The following is a 21,560-nucleotide window of genomic DNA, read 5'->3' on the forward strand; positions in this document are numbered from 1 at the left end:
TCGAGCGAAACATCCACGAGAACAAGGATTGAAACCCGGCTGCTTGACCGTTCCGGTCGCTTTCCGTGCCTTCGAGCGAAACATCCACGAGAACAAGGATTGAAACTCGCTCCAAGGCTCGAAGATGAGAAGGGGGGGAGCCTTCGAGCGAAACATCCACGAGAACAAGGATTGAAACCTACATTTTTGCGGACCGCACTATCGAAGAGGCCACTTCGAGCGAAACATCCACGAGAACAAGGATTGAAACTTCAATTGAAGCTCGCAGGCTATGACGAACTTTTCAAAGACTTCGAGCGAAACATCCACGAGAACAAGGATTGAAACCTACATTTTTGCGGACCGCACTATCGAAGAGGCCACTTCGAGCGAAACATCCACGAGAACAAGGATTGAAACCCAGTGTCAGGCGCTTGACTTCTACAACCGGAAGGCTTCGAGCGAAACATTCACGAGAACAAGGATTGAAATATGATGTACTGCGCGCCCTGGTAAGTGTAAGTAATCTTCGAGTGGCACATTCATCAAAACAAGGACAATTTTACATAATCTCCGCGAAAAAGATTCTTGCATTCCAAACAATCCCCCAATCCCTATATTCCCGGACAACAGATCTGTTCACATGGCAGTCCACCCCATCGAGGAGCGCTACGGCACACCGGAAATGCGTGCCGTCTGGAGTGAGAGGAACCGGTTTGCCTGCATCGTGGCGGCCGAGGTTGCGCTGGCAAAGGCCGAGGCGCACCACGGGATGATCCCGACAGCAGCGGCAGCCGAGATCGAGAGTAAAGCAAAGAACGCATCCCTCGAACGGGCAAAAGCGATCGAGCTCGAGATCAGCCACGATATGATGGCGATTGTCAAATCGATCGCGGAAGTGACGGGCGAGTCCGGGCGATGGGTGCATTACGGCGCAACGAGCAACGATATCCTTGACACCGCGACCGGCCTCCAGCTCGGGCAGTCGCTCGATCTGATCGATACAAAACTCCGGAAACTCCTCGCGGTCCTCCTGAAGCGGGCGGAAGAGAACAAGACGCTGGTCTGTATTGGCCGGACCCACGGGCAGCACGGGGTTCCCACGACCTACGGGCTTCGCTTCGCCATCTGGGCAAGCGAGGTCGGCCGGCACATCGAGCGGCTCGAACAGATGTGCCCCCGGGTCGTAGTTGGCCAGATGACCGGCGCGGTAGGGACCCAGGCAGCGCTCGGGCCAAAGGGGATGGATGTGCAGGCAACGATGATGGCAAACCTGGGGATGGGATCGGTGGATGTCTCCAACCAGGTGATTGCCCGCGACCGGTACGCGGAGTACTTCATGTTCTGCGCGAACGTTGCAACAACCCTCGATAAGATCGGTGTCGAGATCCGCTCGCTCCAGCGGACCGAGATCGGTGAAGTCGAGGAAGCGTTCGGCAAGAACCAGGTCGGCTCCTCCACGATGCCCCACAAGCGCAACCCGATAAAAAGCGAGCAGGTCTGCGGACTTGCCCGGATCATCCGCTCTGCTGTTGAACCGGCACTCCAGAACAACACGCTCTGGGACGAGCGGGATTTGACGAACTCCTCGTGCGAGCGGGTGCTTTTCCCGGAGGCCTCTATCCTCACCGACCACTGCCTCCGGCTCATGGCCGGGATCATCGTGGGGCTTGTCATCCGGAAGGATGCTATCCGCCGGAACCTGGAGTTCCTCCACGGGATCAACATGGCTGAATCGGTGATGATCGAACTGACAAAGAAGGGCATGAGTCGGCAGGACTCCCACGAGAAGATTAGGGTCGCAAGTATGCAGGCCCTTTCTGAAGGAAAACCGCTTGTCGATATCCTTGCACAGGATCCTGACGTTGTCCGCTTCTGTTCAAGGGATGAGATTGCAGCCCTGCTTTCTCCCGATGCCTACATAGGGACAGCCGTGAAGCAGGTAGAGCGGGTGATACAGAAACTCTCTCCGCTCGCGGCCTGATTCATGGATCCTGTCCTGTATATGAAAGGCTTCGAGTGCATCCCGTTTCGTGAAAAGCGGCAGGTACCGGGCGTCACCCGGATAGAATATTTATAACCATTCCCGGATAATACGACAATACCCATGGATCGGTCTCTATCTGTAGCGGGGCATACCATTTCGCACACAGAGATCGTGCGGCTTTTTGTCATCGCCTCGCTCACCCTCTCGTGCATCTTCATCACGTCCATCTCGCTTACAAGGCATGTTGAGACGATCTACTCCCAGCTCTTCTACTTCCCGATCCTCTATGCCACGTACTTTTACCCCAGGCGCGGCCTCTTCCTTGCCGGGTTCTGTGCCGTTGTGTACGAAGTGCTGGCATACATATACGTATTCCCCGACACCGCCGGCCTGATCTATACGACCGGCCAGGCGATCCTCTTTATCTGTATCGCCGCGGTCGTCGCATATTTCACCGAGAAGGTCAACACGAGCGAGACCCGGTACCGTGGTATCTTCGATACCTCGCTCCTTGGTATCGTCCTCTTCGACAAGAACACGTTTGCGATAAAGATAGCGAACTCCCATTTCTCGGCTATGACCGGCTATGGGACCGGGAATCTGCCCGGGATGAATTTTTCGCAGTTCTTCGATACAAGGGAAGAGCAGCGCCGGTTCTTCGAGTATCTCGGGTCGAGCGAGGACGTCATCAATTTCGAGACCCGGTTCCTGAAAGAAAGCGGCGAACCGTTCTGGGTGAACCTCTCGTGGAGCCGGATTGATGCCAACCTGGTCTCCTGCTCGGTCATCGACATCAACCAGCGGAAACTCGCCGAGCAGGCTGCCGAAGAGAATTCACAACGGTACCAGCAGGTTACCGACCACGCCCCAACGAGCATTGTTGTTATCAAAGACGGGAAGATCATCTATACGAATCCGACGTTCCGGGCCTTCACCGGATATGATCCAGACGAGCTCATGGGAAAGGACTTCCGAAACCTTGTCCATCCGGATGACCGCGATGGTTTTCCGGCCCTGCCGGATACACCGGATTCCGGCGCTCCCCTCCCCGGACTGATGGAAGTGCAGTTCCGGACAAAGACCGGCGAGACAAAACTGGGCACCCTCTTCTTTACGTGGATCCACCAGAAGGGCAGCCCGGCAGTCCTGATCAACCTTGTTGACATCACCGAATATGAGCGGCTGAAGGAGTCGGTCCAGCATGAGAGTATACGTCGCCGGGGCATCATCAACACGGCAGTCCACGAGCTCCACTCCCCCCTCCAGCCCATCACGGGATACCTTGCCATGCTGACCGGGAACCCGGAGAAGTATGGCGTTACGGACGAGACAAAAGCCATTCTCGACCGGGTTGCAAAGAGTATTGACCACGAGCGCCAGGTCATCGACCAGATGCTGGAGCTCTCCGTGCTGGAAGCGGAGAAGATCCCGATCGACTATGCTGCCTTTGGTGTGCCAGGACTGCTCCACAGCATTATTGACAGTGGACGCTATAGCGCTCATGCTGAGATTGCAATCGATGTTCCGGATGATCTCATCTTCGATGCAGACCAGGCAAAGATCGCGACGGTTATCAACTCCATGCTCTCCAATGCGGTGAATTATTCCAATCCCCCGCGGAGGATCCGCATCGTGTATGTTTCTACGCCACAGGACACGATGCACCGTCTCGCCATACGGGACAATGGGATAGGGATCACCAACACCCAGCTTGACGAGATCTTCAAGACTCAAAACGCCCAGGACCTTACAACAAATGGGAAAAAAGCCGGACGCATTGGTCTCTCGCTCTCGATTGCAAAGCGTTACATCCAGCTGCATGGCGGGTTCATCAGCGTGGATTCCGTGGTGAATGTCGGGAGCACGTTCACGATCCATATCCCGAAACAGCGCCCGGCAGAGGTGTCCCGTGACACATAAGGTCATGCTCGTGGAGGACGACCGGCCCATCCTCGAAATGATGGACCTCCTGATCCGGAGACTCAGTTATGAACCGGTCCTGATGCCCGACGGGAATGCAGCCCTTGAGGTGATCCGGCGCGACCCGCCGGCGCTCATCCTCCTTGATATCATGATGGTGCCGATCGACGGCTGGACGTTTTTGAAACGCCTGCGGGAGCTTCCGGGGATGCAGGATCTTCCTGTCATTCTTTTTACAGCAGCCCCCGAGGTGGGTGAGCGGATGATGCAGATCCGCGATCCTCATGTCAGTGTCCTCCACAAACCGGTCTCGCTGGATGTGCTGAAGGAAACGATCGTGAAGTATTTACCGGCTGGTTGAACCGGTTTCAGTCTTTTTTTCAAGTACTGCGGATTATTCTCCATATTGTTTCCACATTCTTGCCCGAACACGATGATAAATAATATATAATCGTTCCGGCCGAAGTATTGGCCATCGAGGATAATCTCCTCTCTTATCACCGTTGTAACGCTGGTTGTTAAGAGACTGAATGATGTTACAGGAGATAATAGACTATTTATAGTAAATATGTCTTATGGGTAAAAAATACGATACTATATAAATTTTTTTCTCTCCCCATATGGTGGAACTAATAAAATATACTAAATTCTTGCCTATTCGCGGCAATGGGGATAAAATCAATGGATTTATCGTCCCCGGAATCATATACCCCACTATCCAAAACTATTGTATTGCAACGAACTTACAGGATCCGCATTCCGGAATCATCACGCAGGTTTTTACCGTTCTCAAAGGACTGGAGGAAATTGTGGGCAAGCCGAGAATTCTTGTGGTTGAAGATGAGGCGATCATCAGCAGGGATATTGTGATGATCCTCGAGTCAATGCAGTACCACCCTGTCTGTGCCGTAAGGACAGCAGATGACGCCATCACCAAAGCACGTGAACATGCACCGGATCTTATTTTAATGGATATCCATATCCGCGGGACTATGGACGGGGTCGGTGCTGCAAGGATAATCCGGGATGAGTTGCATATTCCGGTAATTTTTGTGACATCCTTTGGTGATGAGGCAACGATTACCCGGGCAAAAGAGATCAATCCACATGGATACGTCCTCAAACCCTTTTCTGACTGTGAGCTGAAGTCAGCCCTTGATAGTGCCCTTTCCCAAAAGATGGATGAAAATTCTGCGTAGCATCACGGAGACAGGGAGGATCTTACGAAAAAGGAATGCCAGGGTCCGGATGCCACTGGTGAATAAACCGGTCATTTGGGTCCCCTCTATTGATCATGGTACGGGTATCCGGGATATCAATTTCCTGCGAACTTCCGGTTTATAACAATGCCCTGAAAGACTGTCTGTTTCTTTTCTCCGATAACTCTCCCTGTCCGCCCCATCCCCTTGCGATGACAGGCTGGATGACTTCGTGGAGAAATCAGGTTTTGGCTCTTGTGGTGCAAGAAGCGATTCAGATGAATGACATAGATTCGACAATAATAAAGGGCTAAAACAGAAAAAAATCAGATATATCTCGCCTTGAGCGAGAGTTTCTTCGGGGTATACAGCGGCCGGAACGGCTTCTCCTCGACTTCCTTCTTCACCGCAGCGATGAGAGCATCGGCAGTGAGCTGCTCCTTGTGAGGCTTGTTCGGCTGCGACTTCTTCCGGATCGTTACCGTTAGTTTCTTCGATGCGACTTCCTCGTCACCGACAACAATTACGTAGGGCACCCAGTCCATACCGGCTTCCCGGACTTTCTTGCCCATGGTCTCGTTCCGGTCGTCCATGTCGCACCGGATCTGCGCCGCGTTGATGGCGGTCATCAGTTCTTCTGCATAGCCAAGGTGCTTCTCGGTCACCGGCACGACCCGGACCTGCACGGGCGAGAGCCAGGTGGGGAGCGCCGGTACAGCCTGGGTGGAGGTGTTTTCAAGGATTGCGCATATCACGCGCTCGACACTCCCCGTGGGAGAACAGTGGAGGATCGGCGGGTGGACGGGCGTCCCGTCTTCCTTGTGGTACTTGATGTTGAACCGGGTCGAGCTCTCGACATCGATCTGGACGGTCGGGTTCTCGATGGGGCGGAGCTGGCCGTCGATTGCGGCAAGGTCGATCTTTGCTATCCAGTAGTGGACGCGGTCGGAGAGGATCTCGATGAGCATTGGGCAGTCCGATTCCTTCACGATTTTCTTGACCCATGCCTCGTGCTCGGCATAGAATCCCTTCGTGCACCGGAATGCGGCAACGAGTTTTGTCTCGAAGTCCTTTCCGGTCTGCCATCCCATTGCGAGCTGCTCCTCAAAGCACTTCAGGGCCTGGGGCATGTCAAGGCAGAGCGAGTGCATGTCGGGCATGGTGAAGGAGCGGAGGCGCTTTAACCCGATGACCTCACCTTTCTGTTCGTGGCGGAACGAGTAGGTGGAGAGCTCGTACATCTTCATCGGGAGGTGGTTGGGGGAGATGTGCATGTCCCGCATGATCGAGAACATGCCGAAGCAGGCCGCGAACCGGAGCATCATGTTCCGGTTGTTGGACTTGAACCGGTACTGCCGCTCGCCGAACTTGTCCGCATGCTCGAAGATCGCCTTGTCGCCGAGGTCGTACATGACAGGGGTCTCGACCGGTGTCCCGCCATATTCGAGCACCATCCGGAGCACGTAATCGGCAAGAAGGTCGCGGATGAGTTTGCCCTTCGGCATCCAGCGGAGGCATCCGACGTCGGATGCGGGCTCGTAGTCCACGAGTTCTTTTCCGCGCATCAGGTCGACATGTGCCGGGTCTCCGCCGACCGGGGTCGCGATACCAAGTTCCTTCTTTACCATGCAGCCGAACGGGGAGTCATCGAGATATTCTTTAGTGTCGTGCTGTTTTCCGTCAGGAGTCAGGACGAACCATTCGTGTGTGACCTCTTTCTTCGCCGGTTTTGCCGTTGTCTCACCGGGGATGATAGTCTTGGAGAGTTCCGAGAGCGGGTGGCCCTTGCAGGAGAGCTTGAAGGACTTGTACCAGCCGAACGGGGCACGTTTGACGGTGAATCCTTCTTTCTCAAGGCCGGCCTTGAGTGCGTTGAGCACCGAGACTGCCGTCTCGGGAGTGGCAAGGTCGTTTGAGAGGTGGGCGTACGGGTAGACAACGATCTTATCTACAGTGACCTGTCCTGCGGTCTTCTTCACTTCCTCGATACCCTGGAGTACCACGCCATCGAGATCCTCTTCATCGATCGATTCAACAGCGCAAAAAACAGTAAGTGCCTCGGTCTCCTTGTCTGAAAGGACAGAGGCCTCCTCTGCCATCTTTGTCTTCTTTTTGGCTTCGTATTCTATGTAATCTGAATGAATGAGAAGAAGTCGCATTGATTCATCTCCGATCCGGTAAGATCATCCGTATACAATGGGTTTTCTTGGTATATTAAAGGCGTAACACTGAACGCGGGAAGGTACGCGGACTCACGGGGATGCAAGTAGTACACCGCCCGACCCCCTATAGGCAGGAAACCTTGCCGAGGACGATTTTCCGGGGTGGATTTGCCGGAAGATTACCGGATTTTGGGTGGGGGGAGGGGGGGTCGGGCGGTGTACTTAAACCGGATTGGTATTTGTGATGATAGGTGTGGAGTCGGTGTTACGACTGACATTTTCAGACTATCCCGTAGATCGGATCAAAGAAGTACACCGTCCGACCCCCCCTCATCAGGGTTGATCCGTTCCAATAAAATGAGAATTACTGTTAATAGCATTCCAGAATAGCGCCATGTTCGGCCTTCTTCTCCACCAAAAACGCATGTACCAGACTGATCCGAGGATCCGGACAAACCGGGCACCGATCAGAGCGACAGGAAAAAAATGGGACAGAGGAATCCGTAGAACTGTGAGAGTTTTACCTTTCTCTGGTCGGGGTATTTCACTTCCCCCGTACGAGACCTACATCTCTTCTTCGGTGTCTTCGTCCCTGAAATCCCGGAGGTTCCGTGCGCCCGTTTTGTCCCGGTCCAGCAGCTTCGGATCAATGTGCCACTCGCTCCGGCGCAGGAGCCCGTGGAGCGTGCTCGCCTCCCGCACCGTGAGGTTGCACCGCCCGAGTATCCGGCGGATGAGGATGAGCGTATTCTCGCGCTTGAACTTCGGGTGGTGGATGCCGTCGAGATACCGGTCGATGTGCTGGTAGAGATACTCCATATCCTGCGGCGGGCAGAGGGCGTAGCTCGGCAGCGGGAGGTTCGCGAGCTCATAACAGACCACGCCGACCGCGTGCGAGAGGTTGAGGATCGGGTAATCCTCGTTCGTGGGAATGGAGCAGATCATGTCGCTCCGTTTCACCTCCTCGTTATTGAGCCCCCAGTTCTCGCGCCCGAAGAGGATCGAGATCCGTCCGTCAATATCCTTCACCCGCTCGCGGAGTTCTTTTGGCGAATAGAACGGCATCCGCATAGCGTGGCAGATCGACTTGCTCACGGTTCCGGTTGTTGCGATGATGATGTTGCTACGGGCGAAGACGTCCTCTATTGTGCAGACTTCGGCATTCGCGAGAACGTCCTGTGCGTGCGATGCCCGGGCCTTTGCCTCATTGCCAAGCGGGCAGGCATCGATGAGTACGAGGCGGGAGAATCCGAAGTTCTTCATCACGCGGGCGGCAAATCCCACGTTTCCTTCATAGATGGGAGCAACGAGGACTATCTCGATCTCGGGCATAAAAAAGTTACTGGACAGCGTCCACGGTTGCCTTCAGTACGGCAGGTCCCTGGTCGTACACGGCATTCCCGACAACGATGGTGTCAGCGTACTTACTCATCTGCTCAGCCTTCTCCGCGGAATTGATCCCGCCGCCATAGTAGAGGATGGATTTGTCAATGGCATCGGATGCGGCCTTCACCACTGTCGGGTCGCCAAAGGTGCCGCTGTATTCTATGTACACGATAGGGAAATGGAAGTAATGGTCAGCCACGGAGGTATACGCGGCAACCTCATCCGGTTTCAGGTCGCAAACGGCTTTTGTCACCCGGCCTACCGAAGAATTCGGGTTGAGTACGATATACGCCTCCGGGACAATGGCATCGCCCCAGGGGATCCTGCCCTTGTGCATCTGGACCCATGCCTTGTGTTTCCCCACGATCCAGGTAACCTCGGTCGTATTCATCACGCTCGGGACAAAAACGTAATCGATCCCCTGCATGAGGACCGCTTCGGGCCCGGCAGGCTCCATGACCAGGGGGAGGTTGTAGGCTTTCACCTCTTTCAAGAGTGCGGAAAGGTTCTCCTTCGTGACGTTGAGGGTGCCCGAGAGCATCAGGGCGTCCGTGCCGCTGGCAGCGATCGCTTCGATATCGCCCGCCTTGAGCTGTTTGTCGGGATCGAGTTTCGTCACGTGGACCCAGTCTTTCCATTTCATGTTGATCTGCTGTAGTATTGGCGCTCCACCCAAATATACCGGTATCCCTGCATGCCTGAAAAGAACATCCGGGCACAGAACAGTTTATATCCCGCCAATAAAAACGGGAGAATGATCGGACGATTAACATGAAACTCCAGGAAAAGACCAGCGTCATTCTGATAACCCTGCTGATCGTTATCCTCGCGTTGATCGTCCTTTTTGTTGCAAACATCTCGCTTACCAGTTATAGCACCCTCGAGCAGCAGTATGTCATGCAGGACATCGACCTGGCCCTAAGCCGCCTGGATTCCGAATACCGTTCCCTCTCAACGATAACTGCGGACTGGGGCCAGTGGGACGATACCTATGAGTTCGTCAACGGAAAGGACCCGGCATATGAGTCCACAAATCTTTTGCCGGGGGTTTATCGCAACATGGAGGTCAGTTTCATTGTCATGACCAATGAGAAGGGGGAGATTGTCTATTCCGGTGCATATAATCCGGTGAACCAGACCATTGGATCGATACCGCAATCCCTTGGCGGATTCCTTGTGCCTGGTAGTCCGCTGCTCGATATATCAGAACGGCTTATCACCACCACCGGGATTTTGGTACTTGACAGGCGCCCGGTCATTGTAGCCTCCTGCCCGATCATCCATTCGGATCTCACCGGTATACCCACGGGCAGCGTGATCATGGGCAGGTATCTGGATGATACTGCGGCATTTGTCCCGGTCAATCCCGCGCAGCAGGTGGTTCGCTTCTTTTCAGCGGGCGACCCGGAAATCCCCGGTTCCGTACGGGAATCGATGGAGAGGGTGAAGGACGACAGTGCAAGGACTATCGAGATTATTGGGAATGACAAGATTGCCGGGTATGCTCTCATCCGTGATATCAATGGGGAGGGACGGCTTTTTTTGGAGGTGCAAAAACCCCGGACAATTTACCAGCAGGGTGTAACTACTACGACCCAGTATATCCTTATCGTTCTTGGGGCCGGGCTTATCCTCGGGGTTACATCACTTCTCCTTCTCGACCGGCTTGTCCTTTCCCGGATCACGTCGCTTGGCGCCCAGGTGCAGGGTATCAGCTCCCGGCCGGGTTCCTCACGGAGGATTCACGTGACCGGTAACGATGAGTTCGCGGAACTGGCGTGTGAGATTAATGGGATGCTGGACTCCCTTGACGAGGCGAACAAAGGACTTATCCGGAGCGAGGCCCGGTTCCATGAGCTTGCAGACTTGCTCCCGCTCCCTATATTTGAGATGGACGCCGGCTTACGGGTCCTCTATACCAACAAGGTCGGTGCTGAATTGTTCGGGATCTCAGATGAGATGATCAGGAGCGGTGTGCATGCCACCGACTTCCTCATTGAAAAGGAGAGGGAGCGGATGCGTCGCGGGCTCACAGCAATCCTCTCTGATGGAACCTCAACCGGTGAGATTTACACGTTCTGTAAAACCGATGGCACGCTGATGCGTGCAATCATCTCTACCTCTCTCGCACACCGGGATGGGCAGGTTGTCGGCTTCCGCGGAGTCCTCATCGATGTCACGGAACGGATCACGCTTGAAGAAGCGCTCATCGAGAGCCAGGAGTACCTGCAGACCCTCCTCATGTCAGTCACTATCGGGATCCTTGTTATCGATGCCGGGACCCATACAATCATCGATGCCAATCCTGCCGCCCTGGAAATGATAGGAACGACCCTTGACGCGATTATTGGCAGGCCCTGTCACGATGTCGTCTGCCCTGCCGAGGCCGGGAAATGCCCGGTCACGGACCTTGGCATGCAGGTGGTCAATTCCCAGCGTATCCTTGTGCGCTCTGACGGGAGCCAGATCTCTATCATCAAGCACGTTGTTCCGGTCATGCTCCATGGGCGCTCGTGCCTGCTGGAGACCTTTATCGACAACACAGCCCGCCTCCAGATGCAGGAGGAGCTCCAGAAGAGCCAGGAGCGTCTCTCGCACATCCTCAAGACCACACCCGTAGGGGTTTTCGAGAGCAAGGTGAACGGTTCCCTCACGTACGTCAATGAGCGGTGGGAGGAGATGACCGGCATGACCTTCCAGGACATGCGAAGCCGCGCGTGGAAAGAGATCCAGGAACCGCTGAACCGTATGCGCATCTCCAAGGAGATGTGGAAAAAGTTCCAGTCGCGGCTCTTTCCGGATGGTGAAATCCGGTTCATGCGACCGGACGGGACGATCATCTGGCTCTACGGGCAGTCGGCCCCGGTTTATGACAACGAGGGAGAGGTCCGTGGCTTCGTGGGCACGATTACCGACATGACCGACCGGAAACGCATCGAGGATGCCGTTCACCTGGCAAACCAGAAACTGAACCTTATGAACGATATCACGAGGCACGATATCTTGAACACCATCACCGGGATCTTCGGGCTGATTGACATGGCCATAGCATCCGGGAACCGTGAGGAACTGGCCCGGCTGCTGGAACAGATCAAGGAGGAGGGCCGGCTCATCCAGCGGCAGATCACGTTCACGCGGGATTACCAGGGGGTGGGGGTGAATGCACCGGTCTGGCAGAATGTCCGGGACGTTGCCGCCCGTGCCGTTTCGGGCCTCAGCAGCCCCGGGGTCTCCATTGAAGTCGATCTCGAGGAGACAGAGATATTTGCGGATCCCCTGCTGGAGAAGGTCTTCTACAATCTCGTGGACAACGCGCTGCGATATGGTGAGCACCTCACGAAGATACGGTTCTATTACCAGATATCCGATATCGGGCTGACTCTTATCTGCGAGGACGACGGTGTCGGGATACCCGACACCGCCAAGGCACGGGTCTTCGAGCGTGGCGTCGGAAAAAATACCGGGATGGGACTCTTCTTAGCCCGAGAGATCCTGCGAATCACGGGCATCTCGATCCGGGAGACCGGGGTGTACGGGAAGGGGTCCCGGTTCGAACTCATCATCCCGAACGGCACCTGGCGCTTCGTGAAAAATGAGGATAAAATGTAAACATGAGAAGCGCCATACCTGAAATGTAAAGCGGAGGATTCTGTATTGGCTCCACGAAAGATTCTCCTTGTTGAGGATGACGACATCATTGCAAAGGTCGAGGACTGGCGGCTGAAGAACATGGGGTATGAGGTAGCCGGCAGGGCGGTTTCCGGTGCCGAGGCTATGGAACTCGTGGTGAAGACAAAACCGGATCTTGTCCTCATGGACATCAACATCCAGGGAGAGTTGGACGGTGTCGAAACGGCAAAAATGATCAAGAAGGGATTCTCTATTCCGGTTGTCTATGTCACGTCCCATTCTGACGGCCCGACACTTGACCGGGCGAAGGCCACGCAGCCGGACGGGTTCGTTGTCAAACCGTTTGAGGACAATGACCTGCGGGTTGCAATCGAACTTGCGTTGAAAAAAAAGTAAATTTTGCCTACAGCTGAATGATGGCGGTGTCTTTCTTTCTTTTGAGGACCTTCTGGTAGTCGCGGATCTTCTGTTCGGGGATTCCCGCAGCGGCAGCAACAGAGACCGGGTCGGCGGCAAGGAGTGCGTCACCGTCAACAATCCCCACCTTGAATAGTTTTTCCACCTGGGGTGTGGAAAGCCCGCTTACCGCGAGAAGTTGTTTCTTCCCGCGCTCGATCTGGAGCTTCGAAAATTTCTTCGGGACCGGCTTTTTGAGGTAGGTACAGACCTTGCCGACGTGCTTCTGGACGGTTGATAAGGACATACCCGTCTTTTCGCTGAGTGAGGCGGGAGACTGCGTACAGAACGCTTCCGGTTCAACGATTCCCGCGGCAATGTACTTCTTCAGGCTTACGGCCGGTATCCCGATCTCCTTTAGTATCTGGCTGTGGTACACGGTCTTTGCATCGGAGAGCAGCTGTTCTGTCTCTGCGTCGCTGACTCCCGCTTTCTTCAGGGTAGCCGGATCGGCCTTTGCAAGGAGCGAGAGGTCTGTTATCCCCGCATCCTTGAGTGCCGCGAGGATCTTTGCGTAACTCCGCCCTTTCCGGGGGATGAGCCGGTCCCGCATGAACTTGCGGCACTCCGAGCGGCGGCGGAGTTTTTCCAGCACGACAGTAGCATCGCGGGTAAGGATTGCAGCTTTTTCCGAAGATATGCCCAGTTTCTTTGCAAGATCCTCCGTAGTACTGTGCGCAAGCTCGGCGACCGTGTAGATATGGCATGCCTGGATCCGGTCGACCAGTTCCTTGTCGGCAGACGGGATCTCCTCCAGCGACTCGCGGTTGGAGTTGATCTGGTGGCAGAGCGGGCACCCGATGTCCCAGGGGCGGGCCCCTTTCCGCACGAGCCGGACAAAGTTCAGGCCATGTTTCTCGCACTTCTCATCTGTTCTGATGGCAAATCCCCACTGCGCTGCCGGCAGGCCGATGTTGAAACTGCACTCCGGGTAGCGCGAGCAGCCGATGAACTGCGTGTTGCCGCGGAGGTGCTTGATGGCAAGCGTTCCGCCGCAGACCGGGCATTTCCCGAGGTTCATCTCCTCGGCGGTCCGGTTCCGGATATCGTCGCCTATGACCTGCTCGTTTGCCTCGAGCTGGTCGAAGGCACGGTGCAGCATGTCCCGGGACTCACGGATCACGTCCTCGCGAGTCCGCTGGCTCTGCTTGATCAGCTGCATATGCGATTCGAGCGTCCGGGTCATGTCCGGCTTTGTTATGGTGTCGGCGTGGTGTTCAAGTGACTCCGTGACAACCCTGCCGACCAGCGTGGGCCGGAGAGGTGCTCCTTCCACGTACTTCCGGGAAACAAGTTTTGCGATGACCTCATGCCTCGTGCTCTTTGTTCCAAGGCCCAGTTCCTCCATCCGCTGGATGAGCTTGCTCTGGGTGTACCGTGCGGGAGGCAGGGTCTCTTTCTCGTCAAGAGTAACTTTCTTTATGGGCAGCTTTTCACCCGTGACAAACTCCGGAAGGAGCGTCTCCCGCGCTTCCGAGAACGGGTACACCGCATGCCAGCCGGATTCCATGAGCTGGCCGCCGGTTGTGGTATATTCCTCACCATTTGCGTCGAAGAGGACCTTCATCGTCTTCCACTGGGCATCCGGCGCAAGGGTGGCAAGGAACCGCCGGAGCACGAGTTCGTACACCCGGAACGCATCGTCGCCAAGCATTTCCCTTGTTGCGGCGCCGGTAGGGTGGATTGGGGGGTGGTCGGTTGATGACTTCTTGCCCCGGGTTGGGACCGGCCGCCGGTGGGCGATCGTCCATTCGACATCCTTTTTAAACGGGGAGTTTTTCAGGGTATTCAGGATCCCGCTAATATCCAGCGACGGGGGGTAGACGGTGTTGTCGGTCCTCGGGTACGAGATGAAACCGTTCATGTACAGGTCTTCTGCGATCCGCATCGCGTTTGCCGCCGAGAGCCCGAGCCGGGCTGCGGCAACGATATAGGTTGTGGTATCGAATGGGGATGGGGACCGGTCCTGCTTGGTCCCGATCCTGACCTCTTTTACGATAAGGGGCGACTGGGTCCGGTCGCGGGCCTGCTCGGCTGCGGCCTTCTCGTGGAACCGGCCATTGGTGTGCCGGGCCTCGATCACCTCCCCCCGCTTCTCGAAGTCAAGGGCAAGCTGCCAGTACTTCTCCGGCACAAACGCCTCGATCTCTTTCTCCCTGTCGACAATCATGCTGAGAGTCGGGGTCTGGACCCGGCCTACCGAGAGGATGTTCTGGCCTCCCCTCCGCGCGGCAAGCGAGATAAACCGCGTCAGGGACGCGCCCCACATCAGGTCGATGGACTGGCGGGCCTCACCAGCTGCGGCAAGGGCAAAGTCGAGCTCGGTGGTGTTGGCAAAGGCGTGGCTGAGTTCCTGTGCCGTAATGGCAGAGAAGCGGGCACGGTCGATCGTGACCTTTTTGTTTGCGGCCCTGACCAGCTCGTAGGCCTCCTTGCCGATCAGCTCTCCTTCGGTATCAAAGTCCGTTGCAATGGTGACCCGGTCAGCTTTTTTCGCCAGTTTCTGGAGGAGGGAAACGATCTTCTTCTCTGTTGGCACCTTGATCGTCTTTGCATCGATGAGGCTTCTCGGGGTTGCAGTCTCGCTCCGCCAGTTCTGGTATCCCGGTTCGAAGTCGATCTCCACGACATGGCCACGGAGCCCGACAGTCACGGTGTCCCCGAAATGATAGGTGGGGACGCCGGCGTCCTTCTGCTCGGAAACTCTCTTTCCACCGGCAAGGATCTCGGCAATGCGCCGGGCCGAGATGTTCTTCTCTGCAACGATCAGGTGCACGGGTATTACGCCCCCCTCTTTTTCAGCGCTTCATTGAGCATACGGTTCAGTTCGGCAGGGTCGGCCTTGCCCCGGGTCTTCTTCATGACCTGCCCGACCAGGAAGTTTATTGCCTTGCCCTCGCCGTTGCGGTAATCCTCAAGCGCTTTCGGGTTATCGTTAATTGCTTCTTCGATGGCAGCTGCGATGGCCCCCGTGTCGCCGGTCGTCTTTGTCAGGCCAAGCCGGGTTACGATCGCATCGGGTGTCTCGGTCTTCTCCTTCTTCAGCCGCTGGTCAAGCATCACCCGGAGCACTTCGACACCGCTCTTGTCGGTGATGGTCCCGGCCTTCAGCAGCCGTACCAGGGCGGCAATGCTCTCCGGGTCAACGGGATCCAGTCCCATGTCCCGGTAGTTCAGTTCGCCGATGAGCGTATCGGCAATCCATGTTGATGCAAGCGGGGAGAGCCCTTTGGGATCGGATGATACGACCTTCTCGAAGAAGTTGGCGAGTTTCAGGTCGCCGGTCAGGGTCCGGGCATGGTTGAGCGAACAGCCGTACTGCGCCATGAACCGCTCGCGGCGGGCATCCGGCAGTTCGGGGAGGACGATCCCGTCTACCCATGACTTCACCCGGAGCGGACGGAGGTCGGGCTCGGGGAAGTACCGGTAGTCGTGCTCCTGCTCCTTGCTGCGGGCGGACTGGGTGACTCCCCTTCCTTCAAGGAAGTGCCGGGTCTCGCGCTCGATCCTCTGTCCGCGCCGGATCAGGTTCTTCTGCCGGGTGACCTCGAACGTGAGTGCCTTCTCCACGCCCTTGTAGGAGGTGATGTTCTTGACTTCAACGCGCTCGTGCCCCTTGATCGAGATGTTGGCATCGACACGGAGCGACCCCTCCTTCTCTGAGTCAAAGACGCTTAAGTATTCGAGCGTGGCGCGGAGCTTGTTCAAAAACTTCCGCGCTTCCTTGGGCGAGCGCATGTCCGGCTCGGAGACGATCTCGATGAGCGGGACACCGGCACGGTTGTAGTCCACGAGCGAGTACTTCCCGCGCTCGACATTGCCCATGTGCACGAGCCGGCCGGGGTCCTCCTCGACATGAATCCGTGTTAACCGGATCTTCTTCTCTCCGCCCGCGTCGCTCTCGATCTCCAGGTAACCGCCTTCGGCAAGGGGCTTGTCGTACTGGGTGATCTGGTAAGCCTTGTCCAGGTCAGGGTAGAAGTAGTTCTTCCGCGAGAACTCGGACTCGTTCACGATCTCGCAGTTGAGGGCTTTTGCCACCTTCATAGCATACTCGATGGCCCGCTTGTTCAGCGCCGGCATAGCGCCGGGCAGGCCGAGGCAGATGGGGCAGACATGGGTGTTGGGGCCGTCGCTGCGGTAGTCGGTCGAACACCCGCAGAAGAGTTTGCTCTTCGTGTCCAGCTGGCAGTGTACTTCAAGACCGACAATGACCTGCGTCTCTTCTTCCGCCATATCAGTTCACCGCCTGCTCGTAGGCATATGCCACATCGACAACACGCTCGTCCTCGAAGTGCCGGCCCATGATCTGGAGGCCGACCGGCATGCCTTCGGACTTCCCGCACGGGACGGATATTGCCGGGATACCGGCAAGGTTCGCCGGCACCGTGAGGATATCGGCGAGATACATCGAGAGCGGGTCGCTCTTCTCCTTCAGCCGGAACGCGATAGTCGGCATGGTCGGGCCGGCAATGACATCGACTTCCTGGAAGATCCGCTGGAAGTCCTTCCTGACATTCTCGCGGGCGACCTGTGCCTTGGAATAGTATTTCCCGTAATACCCGCTCGAAAGGGCGAATGTCCCGAGCATGATCCGGCGCCGGACCTCGGTGCCGAACGCGGCGCTCCGGACTTCCTGGTACGCGTCATGCCAGGACTTCTTCGTGTCCGCAGCCGGGCCGTACCTTACCCCATCGAACCGTGCAAGGTTGGAGCTCGCTTCGCACGTGCAGGTCACGTAGTATGCTGCAAGGGCGTATTCCATGGAGGGGATGCTGCACGGGACGGTGGATGCCCCGAGTTCCTCCAGCCGGCCAATCGCCTTCTTTACAACAGCGGCGACCTGCGGGTCAACGCCCTTGCCGAAATACTCTGCCGGTATACCGATTTTCAGGCCTTTGATGTCGGCACGGGGGATATGGTCGTACGGCTTGTTCTGCGAGGTCGAATCATGGCGGTCGTAACCGGCAATGACGCCCATGAGGGTGGAGACATCAGAGACGGTCTTTCCCATCGGCCCGATCTGTTCGAGCGAGTTGGCGTAGGCAATGAGGCCGTACCGCGAGACGCGGCCATAGGTGGGTTTCAGGCCGACAATGCCGCAGAATGCTGCGGGACACCGGATCGAACCGCCGGTGTCCGTCCCGAGGGCCATCCGGACCATGCCGGCAGCAACTGCCGCAGCGCTCCCTCCGCTGGAGCCGCCCGGGACACGCCCGGTGTCACGGGGGTTGAGGGTGGGGCCGAACGCTGAGTTCTCGGTGGTGGTGCCCATGCCGAACTCGTCCATGTTAGTCTTGCCCGCGATTGCGGCGCCGGCCTGCTTTACGAGCCCGACAACATGGGCATCGTAGGGTGGGACATAGCCTTTGAGGATCTTCGAGGCGCAGGTTGTCTCGATGCCGCTAGTCGAGATATTGTCCTTGACGGCAACCGTGATACCGGCCAGCTTCCCGTTGGTATGCGATGGTTTGTTGCAGACCTTGAGGAATGCATTGTATTTGTCATCGGGCTCGAAGATGATCGTCTGTGCCGGCACTACATCACCCTCGGGGCCTTGATGAAACCGTCTTCCTGGGCCGGTGCATTGCGGAGCACTTCTTCCTGCGGGAGCGAGGGCTCGACTTCGTCCTCGCGCAGGACATTATAGAGATCGCGCGCTGCCGCACCCTGCCCCTCGACACGATCGAGGATATCGAAATATTCGAGAATAGCGTTGAACTGGTGGGTAAAATCTTCCAGTTCTTCCTTACCAATGCCGACATCGGCCAGTTCCGCGATATGTTGTACGTCTTGTTCAGTGACCATGTTCCACCCTGCTGATGTGGTCTATGTAATCTTGCATGGACGTTTTATAACCATTTTTACGGGCAAGCTTCCGGAGGGTTGCCCAGACCCCGCTCCCGTATTGCATGGCTTTCTTCTCGTACCCTGCGAGATCCGGGGGAATGTGGCGTTCTGCGACCGTTCTTAAGGGGATCTTACGGCGGCCGCCCTGCACCTTCTCCGCGGCAGGGATGGCCCGGGCGGCGCGCACAACGCGGAAGTCCATGTACGGCATCGAGAAGTACGCCCCGTGCAGTGCCGCAACGGCTTGATCGCGCCGGACCTGCGCCTCAAGACGGGCAAAGTCCCGCACAAGATCTTCTTCCAGCGTTTCCGTGGTAAGGTACCGTGAATATCCCCCGAAGAGTTCGTCTGCGCCCTGCCCGGTGATGATGCGGCGGTACCCGTGTTCACCAGCCCAGCGGGCAACGAAGTACAGGGTGAGGGCGATGCCCGCGTTGACCGGGTTTTTCTCCGGAATAGTCCTGACAACGACTGGAAGGGCCATGGCGATCTCCTCCTCACAGATCGTCACGAATGTGCAGGTAAGCCCGAGGGACTCTGCTGCAACCTTGGCCCGTTTCAGGTCATGCGATCCTTCAACGCCCACGGCAACGCATTCCCGCCGGGCAAGGGCGGCAACGAGTGCCGAGTCCACTCCACCCGATAATGCCACGACACCCTCGTTACTGCGGAGCTCCACGGCTGTACGGATCGCTGCCTCCAGGGACATCTCCGGTGCAGTGGGAGTGATCGTCCCGGTGGCTTTCCCGTTGCAGAGGATAGTGCCTTTCGGGCCGGTGCCCTCAATGATCCCGTACAGGTCGCGGGCACTGCAGGTGTCCCGGGAAAGGAAGAACTCTCCGCCACATTGCGACAGTTCATCAGGGTGGTTTTGTAACAGTCGTTCGATCTCGGGAATGCTGAGCCGGTGGCCCCCCTGTTCTATCCAGCCGTTCAGCGTCAGGGCACTCATGAAAGTCACATGCGGTTGTTCACACTCAGTACCCCGGCTATCCTATAAAACATAGCTTTTTTACCACCCTTCATGCCACTGCCATCATCCATCATTATTCCAGAACAATCAGGGAATCTTTTTTTTATATCCAAGGGCCAAGTACTGGAGAGCACACGGCACCCGTTTAACCGGTGGTGCCGCGCTCATTATCCTGACAGGACAAACAGGATATTCGTGTGCGGGAGGATAGGAAAGCTGGCCAACTCCGCCGGACTTAAGATCCGGTCCTTAGTGGTTCTTGGGTTCGAATCCCAATCCTCCCATTCTTTTTCGTGCGGTTGTGCGCTTCAGGAACCCTTCCGGGGACGTGACTGCAGGTATTCTTTCTCTTCTGCCCGTGCCTGCGTTTCCCATGCACTGACCGATTCATTATACCCCTCGAACCGGGGATTGATCACAATGCCCGTTACGCCCTCCGTAAGCCCGGCAGTGACATTCCCCCCGGTGAATGTCCCGTCAAGGGTATCCCCGATACCAACAGAAACGACACGGTCCGCACGTTTCACCGCAGATGCAAGAATGAATTCCGGGCCGTGCGGGGACTGGTCGGAGTCTGTACCGATCACAAACCGGCCCGGGGAGTTTTCCGCTGCCCCAAATACTCCCGTGTTGGTGTACCCGGCACAGGCAAAGATCACATCGGTACCATTGCGGTACATTGCCTCCGCACTCTTTTGGGCAGCCGGGGCATCGGTGAACCCCTCCGTTGAATGATGGCGGACATAGGTATGGTCAACAGCAATGGTTGCATTGACTGCCCGGGCACCATCAGTATACCCGTCAAAGAATGTGTCAAGCACTTCCGACTCCGTTCCCATGATGATGCCAACATGCTGCGTTCGCGAAGCCGATGCTGCAAGCACTCCGGCAAGGTAACTGTCCCCGTATGAAGTGATCTCGTATGCCCTGAGGTTGTCCGATCCGATCCCTGCCTGGTCGATGGCAAGGAACCTGATATCCTTGTGCTGATCCGCAAGTTCCCTTGTGAATCCGGCATACTGGAAACCGACCGTGATGATGAGAGCCGGCCTGGCCGCCCCCGTCGTTGCGTTCAGGACTGCAGGAAGTGTTTCGAAGTCCCGAGGCACGAACTCACGGATTACGAGGGGCTGTTTCTGCTGTGCTGCCAGAAGACCCTGGTACGCGGCGTCAGTATAGGAGAGATCACCTTTCTCCGACCCGTACACGATCCAGACAACCGGGGTGCCTGCGGGTGCGGGCTGGGAACAGCCGGCTGCGATAAGCAGCAATGCCAGGAGGGTGAGGACAGCGAGGATATATAGGCACGGTTTCATGGGAAAAATGGTTTTTCCGGAGCGGTATTAAACACAAACGATCCTGTTCTTCGGTGGTGTACCGGAACGGATGCGATGCAAGTGGATGGGCAATTACATGAGGAAAACTACACTCCAAAAAAACAGGGATGAGAATAGCGCGTTTACCATTCCACCGCGGTCAGTGTCTTAATGAAGGTCTCCGCAAAGGCTTTCGAAGCGGACGGGCCGTTCGCGGTAACGATCCGGTTATCGACAACCACCGGCTGGCTGACAAGGACTGCGCCACCCGCTTTCATCTCCCGGAATGCTTGCGGATTTTCATTATATGTGGCCTTCTTCTCCTTCAGGATGCCGGCTCGTGCAAAGACGACCGGGGCAAGACAGATCGCCCCGACCACCTTCCCGGACTCCCGGAAGTACCGCACCAGCACGGGCAGGATCTCGTCGTCCCAGAGATGGGCAGGGGTGCCGTTCCCCCCGACAATGATCAGCCCGTCATAGGGTTTGGGCTCAACTTCCTCGAACGAGAGCGTTGCTGTTGCTTTTGCTCCAAGCATGCCCGTGCAGGTGCCGCGCCGCGTGGATGCGATATCGCAGGCGATTCCCGCTTTTGCGAGCGCGGCAACGGGCTCGGCGAGTTCCTCGTCACGGAATTTTTCCGGAGATATTGCGATGAGCACCTTCATGGTATCACGATCATGTTCTGGTTGCCGCGGGATA

Annotated in this window: 16 protein-coding genes, 1 tRNA gene and 1 CRISPR repeat array (1 of these 18 running past the window's edge); of the genes, 7 read left to right on the forward strand and 10 right to left on the reverse strand. The window is 56.5% G+C overall.

Going from position 1 to position 21,560, the window contains the following annotated elements:
* Positions 1-471: direct repeats of the CRISPR family, unit length 37 nt; unit sequence CTTCGAGCGAAACATCCACGAGAACAAGGATTGAAAC; it begins 2,915 nt to the left of the window's first position.
* A gap of 151 nt (positions 472-622) precedes the next feature.
* The 4 genes from purB to PHF39_RS01450 all read left to right on the forward strand — a co-directional run bounded on the left by purB (position 623) and on the right by PHF39_RS01450 (position 5,085).
* Entirely contained in the window at positions 623-1,963 is a 1,341-nt protein-coding gene (purB, locus tag PHF39_RS01435) for an adenylosuccinate lyase (protein ID WP_300219426.1), read from the forward strand.
* Positions 1,964-2,086: 123 nt separating this feature from the next.
* Positions 2,087-3,886 carry a PAS domain-containing sensor histidine kinase gene (locus tag PHF39_RS01440; RefSeq protein ID WP_300219428.1) on the forward strand — a complete coding sequence of 600 codons (1,800 nt, stop codon included), beginning with the start codon at positions 2,087-2,089 and terminating at the stop codon, positions 3,884-3,886.
* Positions 3,876-4,247, forward strand: a complete 372-nt coding sequence (locus PHF39_RS01445; RefSeq protein WP_300219430.1) for a response regulator — start codon at positions 3,876-3,878, stop codon at positions 4,245-4,247. The genes PHF39_RS01440 and PHF39_RS01445 overlap by 11 nt, the downstream gene beginning before the upstream one ends.
* Positions 4,248-4,506: 259 nt before the next feature.
* A complete protein-coding gene (locus tag PHF39_RS01450; RefSeq protein WP_300219433.1) occupies positions 4,507-5,085 on the forward strand; it encodes a response regulator in 579 nt (192 codons plus the stop codon).
* A 326-nt stretch (positions 5,086-5,411) separates the two neighbouring features.
* Here PHF39_RS01450 and PHF39_RS01455 read toward each other — a convergent pair whose 3' ends face one another.
* The 3 genes from PHF39_RS01455 to PHF39_RS01465 form a co-directional block, all read right to left on the reverse strand.
* Complete coding sequence (locus tag PHF39_RS01455) at positions 5,412-7,244, reverse strand: threonine--tRNA ligase (RefSeq protein WP_300219435.1); 1,833 nt, start codon at positions 7,242-7,244, stop codon at positions 5,412-5,414.
* 567 nt (positions 7,245-7,811) lie between these two features.
* On the reverse strand, positions 7,812-8,579 hold the full coding sequence (locus PHF39_RS01460; RefSeq protein WP_300219437.1) for an RNA methyltransferase: 768 nt from the start codon (positions 8,577-8,579) through the stop codon (positions 7,812-7,814).
* Positions 8,580-8,586: 7 nt separating this feature from the next.
* Positions 8,587-9,276: a phosphoglycerol geranylgeranyltransferase gene (locus tag PHF39_RS01465; protein ID WP_300219439.1), complete on the reverse strand. Its 690-nt coding sequence runs from the start codon at positions 9,274-9,276 to the stop codon at positions 8,587-8,589.
* Positions 9,277-9,404: 128 nt separating this feature from the next.
* Here PHF39_RS01465 and PHF39_RS01470 point away from each other — a divergent pair, with 128 nt between their 5' ends.
* Positions 9,405-12,242, forward strand: a complete 2,838-nt coding sequence (locus PHF39_RS01470; protein WP_300219441.1) for a PAS domain S-box protein — start codon at positions 9,405-9,407, stop codon at positions 12,240-12,242.
* Between the two features lie 45 nt (positions 12,243-12,287).
* Positions 12,288-12,659, forward strand: a complete 372-nt coding sequence (locus tag PHF39_RS01475) for a response regulator (RefSeq protein WP_300219443.1) — start codon at positions 12,288-12,290, stop codon at positions 12,657-12,659.
* 7 nt (positions 12,660-12,666) lie between these two features.
* Here the strand turns inward: PHF39_RS01475 and PHF39_RS01480 are convergent, their stop codons facing one another.
* Genes PHF39_RS01480 through PHF39_RS01500 form a run of 5 tightly spaced genes read right to left on the reverse strand, consistent with a single transcriptional unit; the run spans position 12,667 to position 19,521 of the window.
* The gene (locus PHF39_RS01480; protein WP_300219445.1) at positions 12,667-15,495 is read right to left on the reverse strand and encodes a DNA topoisomerase I; all 2,829 of its coding nucleotides are present in this window, start codon (positions 15,493-15,495) and stop codon (positions 12,667-12,669) included.
* A gap of 5 nt (positions 15,496-15,500) precedes the next feature.
* Positions 15,501-16,955, reverse strand: coding sequence for an Asp-tRNA(Asn)/Glu-tRNA(Gln) amidotransferase subunit GatB (gene gatB / locus PHF39_RS01485; protein WP_300219447.1), 1,455 nt, complete (start codon positions 16,953-16,955; stop codon positions 15,501-15,503).
* A gap of 1 nt (position 16,956) precedes the next feature.
* Positions 16,957-18,258, reverse strand: a complete 1,302-nt coding sequence (gene gatA / locus PHF39_RS01490) for an Asp-tRNA(Asn)/Glu-tRNA(Gln) amidotransferase subunit GatA (protein ID WP_300219449.1) — start codon at positions 18,256-18,258, stop codon at positions 16,957-16,959.
* Positions 18,258-18,527, reverse strand: coding sequence for an Asp-tRNA(Asn)/Glu-tRNA(Gln) amidotransferase subunit GatC (gene gatC, locus PHF39_RS01495; RefSeq protein WP_300219451.1), 270 nt, complete (start codon positions 18,525-18,527; stop codon positions 18,258-18,260). Before gatC ends, gatA begins: the two co-directional genes overlap by 1 nt.
* A complete protein-coding gene (locus tag PHF39_RS01500) occupies positions 18,517-19,521 on the reverse strand; it encodes an asparagine synthase C-terminal domain-containing protein (protein ID WP_300219453.1) in 1,005 nt (334 codons plus the stop codon). Before PHF39_RS01500 ends, gatC begins: the two co-directional genes overlap by 11 nt.
* 222 nt (positions 19,522-19,743) lie before the next feature.
* Here PHF39_RS01500 and PHF39_RS01505 point away from each other — a divergent pair.
* Positions 19,744-19,826, forward strand: a tRNA-Leu gene (locus tag PHF39_RS01505).
* 24 nt (positions 19,827-19,850) lie between these two features.
* On the opposite strand, the gene PHF39_RS01510 is transcribed toward PHF39_RS01505, so the two are convergent.
* Positions 19,851-20,858 (reverse strand): BMP family ABC transporter substrate-binding protein, encoded by a 1,008-nt coding sequence (locus tag PHF39_RS01510; protein ID WP_300219454.1) that lies wholly within the window; start codon positions 20,856-20,858, stop codon positions 19,851-19,853.
* A gap of 143 nt (positions 20,859-21,001) precedes the next feature.
* Positions 21,002-21,526 (reverse strand): DJ-1/PfpI family protein, encoded by a 525-nt coding sequence (locus PHF39_RS01515; protein ID WP_300219455.1) that lies wholly within the window; start codon positions 21,524-21,526, stop codon positions 21,002-21,004.
* Positions 21,527-21,560 lie beyond the last annotated feature (34 nt).

This window comes from Methanoregula sp. (assembly GCF_028712425.1).
Classification (GTDB): Archaea; Halobacteriota; Methanomicrobia; order Methanomicrobiales; family Methanospirillaceae; genus Methanoregula.